The organism is Streptomyces sp. NBC_01571, from assembly GCF_026339875.1.
Lineage (GTDB): Bacteria > Actinomycetota > Actinomycetes > Streptomycetales > Streptomycetaceae > Streptomyces.
Genome location: NZ_JAPEPZ010000001.1, coordinates 7,987,075 through 7,996,991, shown reverse-complemented (window position 1 = coordinate 7,996,991; position 9,917 = coordinate 7,987,075). Strand labels below are relative to the sequence as shown.

Genomic DNA, 9,917 nt, shown 5'->3' with positions numbered 1-9,917 from the left:
CCGCGGGCGCCGCCTTCGCAGCGGCCGGCGCGCTTCATCGCACTCTGCTTCGCAGGCGACCCCGCTGCGCTCGACCCCAAGACTGGGGCGTCGTCCGCTGCACGGACGGAGGACCGCACCCCCCCATCACACCCGCTGGGCCGGATACCGGCGACCAGACGGCACCCAGGTGGACCAGCCGACCCCGCCCCGGCAGTTTCGTCGGGCTTTCACCAGGAGAGGCATGATCGCCACGTCTCCTGGCGCCAGGGCTCCCCGAGACGAACGTCGCCTCGGAGAGTCCTACGGGGCTGTCGTCCGAACCCCGATGCCAAGCGGGTAGCCCTTCCCTGTCCTTCTCAACCCTGCCGCGGTCCTGGTCACCGGCGAACTGCAAAGGGGCTCCGGGGGCGCCGGGCCGGTCCGTACGCTCGGCCACACTTCAGCGGGCACACCGCGTCCGGGGCTCCGGGCTGGCGTGGGATCTCGCGACTCATGGCATGGAGCATGGCTCTGACCGGGACCTTTCGGACGTGTCTCACGACATGTCCCTGTCCGGTGTCTCCGCTCCCCTGGTGCCAGGTGCCGACTGAAGGCGGAGGACACGTTCCCCCTCCCCGCCCGCGACAGCCTGCGGATCCCTGCCTCCTGGGCGGCCGGCCAGTCAGTCCCGGCGGGTCTGCCGACCAGTGGCCTCCGGGGCAGACGCAGGGCGTTCCGCCGGCTGCGGTGCGGTCATGTCGAGCAGGAGCAGGGCGTCGTGGTCGGGGCTGCCGGGCTCGGCGGTGTAGACGCCGACGCGCTGACCCGGGGTGCCTTCCACGTGCAGGGACTGGGAGGTGAGGGTGAGCGTGCCGACCTGCGGGTGCTGGAACGTCTTCTGAGCGGGCTTGCGTCCGGTCACTTCGTAGCGTTCCCAGAGGCCGGCGAAGTCCGGGCTTTTGAGGAGGAGTTCGCCGACCAGGTGGGTGAGGTCTGATGCGTCGGGGGCGGTGCCGGCGACGGCACGCAGGCGGGCGACGCATGTGGTGATCTGACGGTCCCAGTCGGGGAACAGGTCCTGGGCGGCCGGGTGCAGGAACAGGTAGCGCGCGAGGTTGCGGTGCTTGGCCGGCCAGTCCTCCAAGCCCGCGTACAGGGCGAGACCCCCGGGGTTCCAGGCCAGCACGTCCATGCTGCGGCTGATCACGTACGCCGGGTTCGGGCGGAGCGATTCCAGCAGCAGCTTGAGGTGGGGGCGCACCGTACGGCTGGGGGCGGGCGGCGGCTCAGGGGCGTAACGGGCGGCGCGGGCGGCGAGCTCACGCAGGTGCTGGTGCTCCTGGTCGTCCATGTGCAGCGCGCGGGCGAGCGCATCGAGGACGGCGGGGCTGGGACGGGTCTCCTTGCCGCGCTCCAGACGCACGTAGTAGTCGATGCTGATGCCGGCGAGCGTGGCGAGTTCCTCGCGGCGCAGCCCCGGGGTGCGGCGGATTCCGGCGCCGACGGTGAGGCCGACGTGTGCGGGGCTGGTCTGGGTGCGGCGGGCACGCAGATAGCGGCCCAGCTCGGCGCCTTCACTGTGCGCGCTCTCGGATGCCATGACTCCAGTCTCACCCGCACATGGCCTCGGGCGCAGGCGCCGAGGGGAGCCCTGTCGTTACCCCCGAAGAGCCCGCCCTGCCACACCGCCGTGATCCGGGCGAGGCTGAAGGAGACAGGACGCCGGCGCCCCGGCGGCCACCGCGGACACGACCTACCGGGCCGGCGGGAGTGAAGATGCCGGGCGGCGCCACGACGTGGAGAGGACGACATGCGTTACATCAAGCTGCATGACCTGGAGGTTTCCCGGATCGGCCTGGGCGCGATGGGGATGTCGCACGGCTACACCGGCTCCGGCACCGACGACGCGGAGTCGATCAGGACCGTGCACCGTGCGCTGGACCTGGGCGTCACGCTCATCGACACCGCCGAGATCTACGGCCCGTACACCAACGAGGAGCTCCTGGGCCGAGCGCTGAAGGGGCGCCGGGATCAGGCGGTGCTGGCCACCAAGTTCGGCCTGGTCTCGCACGGCGGCGGCGGCGCCTGGAACCTGGACTCCAGCCCGGCCAACGTCCGCACCGCGGTCGAAGGCTCCCTGAAGCGACTGGGCACCGACCACATCGACCTGTACTACCAGCACCGGGTGGATCCGAGCACGCCCATCGAGGAGACCGCGGGCGCGGTGGCCGAGCTGATCGCGGAGGGGAAGGTGCGGGCCTTCGGCCTCTCGGAGGCGGGGCCGGACACGATCCGCCGGGCGCACGTCGTCCAGCCGGTCACCGCGGTGCAGTCCGAGTACTCCCTGTTCACCCGCGGCATCGAGGAGCGCGTCCTGCCGGTGCTGCGGGAGCTCAACATCGGACTGGTGCCGTTCTCCCCGCTCGGCCGCGGCTTCCTGACGGGCACGGTCCGCTCCACCGACCAGTTCGACGAGGACGACTTCCGCCGCGACAACCCGCGCTTCACGGGCGAGAACTTCCAGCACAATCTCGCCCTCGCCGACGAGGTCAGGACCCTGGCCGCCGAGGTCGGCGCCACGCCCGCGCAGGTCGCGCTGGCCTGGCTGCTCGCCCAGGGCGACGACATCGCGCCGATCCCCGGTACCAAGCGCGTCAGCCGGGTCGAGGAGAACACCGCCGCCGATGCCGTCACCCTGACCGCCGCGCAGCTCGACCAGCTCTCCAGCCTGCCGCCCGCCGCCGGCGACACCCACACCGAGGCCCAGGCACGCATGCTCGAACGCTGACCTCCCGCACCCCCGGCACCGACCCGCACCGCCGTTTGGAGCAGCACCTCTGATGCGTGCAGCACCGATGTACGGAGCCGGAGACGTCCGCGTCGAGGACCGGCCCGACCCGAAGATCGCGAAGCCCGGCGACGCCGTGGTCCGCGTCCTCGCCGCCTGCGTGTGCGGCAGCGACCCGTGGCCCTACGGGTCGATGCCCGCCAACCGACACGGGCCGCCCCATGGAGCACGAGTTCCTCCGAGTCGTCGAGGAGACCGGCGCGGACGTAACCAGCCTCAAGGCGGGCGATCTGGTCGTCGCCCCGTTCACCTGCAGCGACAACACCTGCGTCGCCTTGCATCCACGAGCTGACCGGCGGTGTGGACGAGGTGATCGAGGCCGTCGGCACCCGCCCGGCCCTGGACACCGCCCTGAGTGCGGTCCTGGACGGCGGTACGGTCAGCCGCCTGGGCGTTCCCCAGTACGAGCAGAGCCCCATCGGCCCCGCCGAGTTCATGCGCAACATCACCCTGACCGGTGGCGCCAGCCCCGCCCGCGCCTACATCGAACAGCTCCTGCCCGACGTCCTCGACGGCACCATCGCCCCCGGCCGCGTCTTCGACCAGGAATTCCCCCTCGACCAGGCGTCGGACGCCTACCGCGCCATGGTCGACCGCCAGGTCCTCAAGGCCTTCATCCCCCCTGACCGCCACCCGCACAACAGAGGAACACCCCTGTGCAGTACGTGACCTTGAACAACGGCGTCGAGATGCCGCTCCTCACGTCCGTCTGAGGGGCGAGCGACAGCCCGCGCCGCCGGCCGTCGCTCGCCCCTTTCCCCTTCCGGACCACTCGCGAAGGGCTCATCTCTGAACCAGCCGGGTGCTGCTCGCCTCTTTCTCCGGGCCTGGCGAGAGCTACTACCACGGCGATCCCACCACCCTGAAGGTCGGCGACGCCGAGGTCATGGCCCGCAAGATCCGCGACCTCATCGACCGCGACATGTACCTGCTGGGCAGCCCCGTGTCATTCCACAAGTGGTGCGGCCACGCAGTTGCCGCTGAGAATGTGAAGTGATCCCTGAGGTCCCGCAGCTGGTGGGGCTCGGGGCCTTCATGGAGGTCCGTCATGCCCCGACCCTTGTGGAGCGGTGCCATCAGCTTCGGTCTGGTGACCATTCCCGTGAAGCTGGTGAGCGCTACCGAGGACCGTTCGGTCCACTTCCACCAGATCCATACCGAGGACCTGAGCCGGGTGCGGGTGCGCAAGTACTGCGAGGCGGAGGACCGCGAGGTGTCCGCGGGCGAGATCGGCAAGGGCTTCGAGGTCTCCAAGGACACGCTGGTCGCGGTCACGGACGCGGAGCTGGAGGAGATGCCGCTGCCGACCGCGAAAGCGATCGAGATCGTCGCGTTCGTGCCGGCCGCCTCGATCGATCCGGTGCGGCTGAGCGGTGACAGCTACTTCCTGCAGTACGACGGCCAGGTCGCGGCGAAACCGTACGCCCTGATCGCGAAGGCGTTGGCCCGCAACACGAAGGTGGCCGTCGCGAAGCTGGCCTGGCACGGGCGAGAGCGCCTGGTGCTGCTGCGGGTGCGGGACGGGGCGCTGATCGCGCACGTGCTCAAGTGGGACGACGAGATCCGTGACCCCGCCGAGCTCGCCCCGAAGGACATCGAGGTCACGGACTCCGAGATCGACGCGGCCGTGCACCTGGTCGAGTCGATGACGACGGACGACATCTCCGGCTACCGGGACACCTACCGGGAGGCCCTGGAAGCGGTGATCGAGGCGAAATCCGGGGGGCGGCAGCCGGCGAAGCCGAGTACCGGCGACGACGAGCCGAGCGGGCAGGTCGTCGAGCTGATGGCCGCCCTGCAGGAGAGTGTCCGCAAAGCACGGTCCGCACGCGGCGAGGACGACGCGAAGGATGCCACGGTCCACGAGATCCCGAAGAAGACGGCCAGGAAGACGACGAAGAAGGCGCCTGCCAAGAAGGCGGCGAAGAAGACCGCGACGGCGAAGAAGGCAGTCCGGCACCGGCGAGGCGCGTAGGACGGCGCGGGGGCACGCGCTCCGCACCGGACACCGCCTCGCGCGTACCGGTTGTCCGTCCCGGAGGTCACGCCCCTTGCTGGGCGTCGATCTCGGCGATCAGGGCCTCGATGCGGGTCCGGATCTCGTCGCGGATGGGGCGGACGGCCCCGACGCCCTTGCCGGCCGGGTCCTCCAGGTCCCAGTCGAGGTACTTCTTGCCGGGGAAGACGGGGCAGGCGTCGCCGCAGCCCATGGTGATGACGTAGTCGGACGCCTGAACCGCCTCGGTGGTGAGGATCTTCGGCTTCTGGTCGGCGATGTCGACGCCGACTTCCTTCATCGCCTCGACGGCGGAGGGGTTGACCCGCTCGCCGGGGACGGAGCCCGCGGAGCGGACCTCGATCCGGTCGCCCGCGAGGTGGTCGAGGAATCCGGCGGCCATCTGCGAGCGCCCGGCGTTGTGGACACAGACGAACAGTACGGAGGCGAGAGGGCTCGAAGCCATCGGTTCTTCCTTTGCGAGTGGACGAGCAGGTGGAGCGGTCGGCGGCACGCCCTCGGGGTCCGTGACCGGCGGTCCAGGGATCAGCCGGACTGGCATCAGCTCGGACTGATGTGACAATATCAGCCCATGCTGATGTCAGTCGACGCTGATCTGATGCGGGTTCTGGCCGACCCGCTCCGCCTCCGGATCGTCTCCCTGCTGGCCGAGGAGACCCTCTGCACCACGCACCTCATCGAGGAGACGGGGGCGAAGCAGACCAACCTCTCCAACCACATGAGAGTGCTGCGCGAGGCCGGGGTCGTGGAAACGGAGCCGTGCGGCCGCTTCACGTACTACAAGCTGCGTGCCGATGTCATCGCCCGCCTCGCCGGGCAGTTCGCCGACCTGGCCGAGTCCGCTCGCAACACCGCCGAGAACAAGAGGGCCTGCCCGTGACCCCCACCCCGTCACCCGCGACCGCCGAGGAGTCCTCCGTCGTCGCGAGGCTGTCGACGCTCGACCGATACCTCGCCGTCTGGATCCTCGTCGCGATGGCCGTCGGCCTGGGGCTCGGTAGGCTCATCCCCGGTCTGGGCGACACCCTGGCGAAGGTCGAGATCGGCGGTATCTCCCTGCCGATCGCCGTCGGCCTGCTGATCATGATGTACCCGGTCCTGGCCAAGGTCCGCTACGACAGACTCGACGCCGTCACCGGCGACCGCAGGCTCATGGTCTCGTCGCTGGTCATCAACTGGCTCGTCGGCCCGGCGGTCATGTTCGCGCTGGCCTGGATCTTCCTGCCGGACCTGCCGGAGTACCGTACCGGCCTGATCATCGTCGGCCTGGCCCGGTGCATCGCCATGGTCATCATCTGGAACGACCTGGCCTGCGGCGACCGCGAGGCCGCCGCCGTCCTCGTCGCCCTGAACTCGGTGTTCCAGGTACTGGCGTTCGGCCTGCTCGGCTGGTTCTACCTCGACCTGCTGCCCAACTGGCTCGGCCTGGGCGACGGCCGGCACCTGGACATCCCCCTGTGGAAGATCGCCCTGAACGTCGTCATCTTCCTCGGCGTCCCGCTGCTGGCCGGCTTCCTCACCCGCCGCTTCGGCGAACGCAGGCTCGGCCGCCGGAAGTACGAGACGGGCTTCCTTCCGAAGATCGGCCCGTGGGCCCTCTACGGCCTGCTCTTCACGATCGTCATCCTCTTCGCCCTGCAAGGGAGGACGATCACCTCGCAGCCGCTGGACGTGGCCCGCGTCGCCCTGCCGCTGCTGGTGTACTTCGCGGTCATGTGGTTCGGCACCTTCGCCCTCGGCAAGGTCATCGGCCTCGCCTACGAACGCACCGCCACCCTCGCCTTCACCGCCGCGGGCAACAACTTCGAGCTGGCCATCGCGGTCGCCGTCGCCACCTTCGGAGTCACCAGCGGCCAGGCACTCGCCGGCGTCGTCGGCCCGCTCATCGAGGTCCCGGTCCTGGTCGCGCTCGTCCACGTCTCCCTGGCCTGGCGGCGGAAGTTCAGCGCCGCCCAGCAGCTGACACCGGCACCGCAGGCAGGCTGACGCATCACTCGGACCGCACCGGCCGCGGCGCACAGGTCGCCGCGACGAGGCAGCCACGGCGGCCGGCCACCCGCCACCCGCCACCGGGCGCCCGGCGAATGATCGACGGGCGCACCGCCGGCGGGTACCTGGGTACGTCGATCACGTGCCGGGACAGTAGTCCTCGTTGGGCCTCGACGGCTTGTCAGGAGACCGTCGTCGGGGTGTCCCGCGGGGTGACGTTGGCGTGGCTCTCCTGGAAGCTCTGGTCCGAGACGAGCGTCAGCCGGGCCGTGGACTGGAACTCCGGAAGGGTGGCGGAACCGCAGGAGACCATCGTGGTCTTGAGCTTGGCGACCGTCAGGGCGAGCCCTTCGTCGAGGTCGCCCGCGTAGGGGACGTAACCGTCCACGCCTTCCTCGAAGACCAGCCCCTGACCGCCCTGCCCGTAGCGCTGCCAGTTTCGGGCGCGGTTCGAGCCCTCACCCCAGTACTCCTTCACGAAGCCGTCGCGGGTGGGCAGTTTCGCGCCGGCCGCTTGGTCGAAGCGCGCGAAGTAGCGCCCCATCATGACGAAGTCGGCCCCCATCGCGAGCGCCAGGGCCACGTGGTAGTCGTGGACCAGACCGCCGTCGGAGCAGATCGGCACATACTCACCGGTGCGCTCGCGGAAGGCATCGCGGGCCCTCGCGACGTCCAGCACAGCGCTGGCCTGGCCACGGCCGATGCCCTTCTGGTCACGAGTGATGCAGATGGACCCTCCGCCCACACCGACCTTGACGAAGTCCGCCCCCGCCTCGGCGAGGAAGGTGAACGCCTCGCCGTCCACCACGTTGCCTCCGCCGACCGGGACCTCGGGATAGTGCTTCTTCACCCAAGTCAGGGCCTGTGCCTGCCAGTCGCTGTAGCCGTCGGACGAGTCGAAGCACAACGCGTCCGCGCCGGCCTCCACCAGGGCCGGGATCCGCTCCTGGTAGTCATGGGTGTTGACGCCCGCGCCCACGCGCAGGCGCTTGGCGGCGTCCACGACCTGGTTCGGGAATCGCTTGTTGTCCGTGTAGTCGGACCGGAACACCAGATACTGCAGGTTGCCCGCGCCGTCCAGCACCGGGAGACAGTCCAGCCGCTCGTCCCACAGCCGGGCGTTGGCCTCGGAGAGCGTGGCGTCAGGCCCGGCATGGGGCAGGTCCGCGATGGTGGTCATCCGCTCGCCGACCGGTTCGGCCAGGTCGTGGCGTTGCGGGTGGAAGTCGCGGGAGGTCACCAGGCCGAGCAGGCGTCCGGTGGCGGTCCCGTCGTGGGTGACCGCGGCGGTGCTGTGACCTGTGCGTCGCATGACGTCGACCAGGAGACCCAGGCTGTCGTCAGGCCGGACGTTCGTATCGCTGGTGACGAATCCGGCCTTGAAGTTCTTCACCTGGCAGACCGCGGCGACCTGGTCCTGGATCGACTGGTTGTGGTGCAGAAAGCTCAGACCGCCGTTGCGGGCGAGCGCGATCGCGAGTTCCGGAGTACTGACGGCCTGCATGATCGCGGACGTGAACGGGGAGTGCAGTTCGATCGCCGACGGCTCGCCCGCGATGTGCCGCACCAGGGGCGTGCGCAGCTCGACCGTCGCGGGCGAGCAGTCGGTCCGGGTCCGGTTGGGCAGGAGCAGAAACTCGTTGAACGTCCGTGAGACCTCGGCGATGATCTGTGCCACTCGTTCCTCCTGACCGTCGGCCGGGGCCCGGCTGCCCCGCCGTGAAGATCGCCCCCGTGTCCCAGGGTCCGGGCAGGCAGGGGTCGGCAAGGCAGCCGTGGAGGTGCCACACACTGCGGCAGAGCCCTGACCGGCCCGTGGGTGCAACGGGTGCGGTCGTGATCCGGCACCTTATCGATCGGCCGGCCGCAGCACGAATCGTGCCCTCATCGGCGGTCGCCACCAGACGTCCTTCAGGTCCTCGGCCCGGGTAGCGAGGTACTCGGCAGCATCGCACCGCGCGCCGATGCCCTTCGCCCCACCGACCGGGCCACCCGGCGCCTCACCCGCGACAGCGGCGAACACGCCGACTGCCGGTACGCGATGAGGCCTGGTCCGCCACGAAGGGGGTAGCGACAGACCAGGCCTGAAACCAAAGTGTCACACACCGCTACATCTCGTTCCATTCACCGGCGGAAGCGTGTGCTCCCGCGTCGGCCCGTTGTCGTCACGCACCGTTCCCGTGCGAAGTCCAGGCATCCGTTCGAGGGGCACGAACTGCGCCGATGTGCTCGGCATCGGGGCGAGGGGCATTCATGAAACCGTCCCCAGCACCTGGTTCCCGCCGGTGTGGCCATGCGAGGAGAAGGGTCGTCACGTGTCGCAGGTCGAGAAGTCCATCGAGGTCGACGTTCCCCTCCGTACCGCCTACACCCAGTGGACGCGGTTCGAGACGTTCCCTCACTTCATGGAAGGCGTTGAGAGGGTCACTCGGGTCAACGACACCCTCACCCACTGGAAGACGAGGGTCGCCGGGGTCGAACGGGAATTCGATGCCGAGGTCACCCAGCAGATCCCCGACGAGCGCGTTGCCTGGACGACCGTCGGCGGTGAGGCGAAGTGGGCCGGCCTCGTCACCTTCGATCACCTGGACGACGTCAAGTCCAAGGTCACGCTCCGGCTGGACTACGAACCCACCGGCTTCAGCGAGACCCTCGGCGACCGGCTCGGCTTCGTCAAGCGGCGAGTCACCGGCGACCTCAAGAGCTTCAAGCAGTACATCGAATCCCCCGGCGTCGAATCCGGCGCATGAGCTACCGAGCACTCAACGCCACTCTCACCTGCCAAGTACTGCTACCGGTGACTCCGCTGCCGTTCTTGGGGCGGGCAAGCGTAGGACGGGTGCGCCGGCCCATTGATACTCGGGGTCGGCCGCCTGCGGCGCATCAGCGGATGCGGTGGCCAACAGCTTCGTCCCGCGTCCGGCCTGGTGCCGGGCGACTGAGGGGTGGCGGGTGGGACACGTCGGCCGTCCCGCGGCTCCTGCCCAGCGCAGGCGGGATCCGCGGGGCCGGGAATCAGACCGACGGGGTGAAGCGGTCCGTGCGCGGCGGCCGGCCGGCAGGTCGGTGACGCCTTGCACGGTCACGTCGGCGCTGTCGGCG

9 protein-coding genes and 1 pseudogene are annotated in these 9,917 nt (G+C 69.8%); 7 read left to right on the top strand and 3 right to left on the bottom strand.

Annotated features, from left to right (window positions below):
• Positions 1 to 643: 643 nt before the first annotated feature.
• Positions 644 to 1,561: a helix-turn-helix transcriptional regulator gene (locus OHB41_RS36000; protein WP_266703072.1), complete on the bottom strand. Its 918-nt coding sequence runs from the start codon at positions 1,559 to 1,561 to the stop codon at positions 644 to 646.
• A 210-nt stretch (positions 1,562 to 1,771) separates the two neighbouring features.
• Here OHB41_RS36000 and OHB41_RS35995 point away from each other — a divergent pair, with 210 nt between their 5' ends.
• The 4 genes and pseudogenes from OHB41_RS35995 to ku all read left to right on the top strand — a co-directional run bounded on the left by OHB41_RS35995 (position 1,772) and on the right by ku (position 4,784).
• Complete coding sequence (locus OHB41_RS35995) at positions 1,772 to 2,749, top strand: aldo/keto reductase (RefSeq protein ID WP_266703070.1); 978 nt, start codon at positions 1,772 to 1,774, stop codon at positions 2,747 to 2,749.
• A 52-nt stretch (positions 2,750 to 2,801) separates the two neighbouring features.
• A pseudogene (locus OHB41_RS35990) lies at positions 2,802 to 3,478 on the top strand (alcohol dehydrogenase catalytic domain-containing protein).
• Positions 3,479 to 3,611: 133 nt separating this feature from the next.
• Positions 3,612 to 3,806, top strand: coding sequence for a hypothetical protein (locus tag OHB41_RS35985; protein ID WP_266703068.1), 195 nt, complete (start codon positions 3,612 to 3,614; stop codon positions 3,804 to 3,806).
• Between the two features lie 51 nt (positions 3,807 to 3,857).
• On the top strand, positions 3,858 to 4,784 hold the full coding sequence (gene ku / locus OHB41_RS35980; protein WP_266703066.1) for a non-homologous end joining protein Ku: 927 nt from the start codon (positions 3,858 to 3,860) through the stop codon (positions 4,782 to 4,784).
• Positions 4,785 to 4,851: 67 nt separating this feature from the next.
• On the opposite strand, the gene OHB41_RS35975 is transcribed toward ku, so the two are convergent.
• Positions 4,852 to 5,271: an arsenate reductase ArsC gene (locus OHB41_RS35975; RefSeq protein ID WP_266703064.1), complete on the bottom strand. Its 420-nt coding sequence runs from the start codon at positions 5,269 to 5,271 to the stop codon at positions 4,852 to 4,854.
• Between the two features lie 126 nt (positions 5,272 to 5,397).
• Between OHB41_RS35975 and OHB41_RS35970 the strand changes: the two genes are divergently transcribed.
• Both OHB41_RS35970 and arsB read left to right on the top strand, forming a co-directional pair.
• Complete coding sequence (locus OHB41_RS35970) at positions 5,398 to 5,706, top strand: ArsR/SmtB family transcription factor (protein ID WP_266703062.1); 309 nt, start codon at positions 5,398 to 5,400, stop codon at positions 5,704 to 5,706.
• Complete coding sequence (gene arsB / locus OHB41_RS35965; RefSeq protein WP_266703060.1) at positions 5,703 to 6,812, top strand: ACR3 family arsenite efflux transporter; 1,110 nt, start codon at positions 5,703 to 5,705, stop codon at positions 6,810 to 6,812. Before OHB41_RS35970 ends, arsB begins: the two co-directional genes overlap by 4 nt.
• 184 nt (positions 6,813 to 6,996) lie before the next feature.
• Here the strand turns inward: arsB and OHB41_RS35960 are convergent, their stop codons facing one another.
• Positions 6,997 to 8,493 carry an IMP dehydrogenase gene (locus OHB41_RS35960; RefSeq protein ID WP_266703058.1) on the bottom strand — a complete coding sequence of 499 codons (1,497 nt, stop codon included), beginning with the start codon at positions 8,491 to 8,493 and terminating at the stop codon, positions 6,997 to 6,999.
• A gap of 637 nt (positions 8,494 to 9,130) precedes the next feature.
• Here OHB41_RS35960 and OHB41_RS35955 point away from each other — a divergent pair.
• The gene (locus tag OHB41_RS35955) at positions 9,131 to 9,565 is read left to right on the top strand and encodes an SRPBCC family protein (RefSeq protein WP_266703056.1); all 435 of its coding nucleotides are present in this window, start codon (positions 9,131 to 9,133) and stop codon (positions 9,563 to 9,565) included.
• The last annotated feature ends 352 nt before the right edge of the window (positions 9,566 to 9,917 follow it).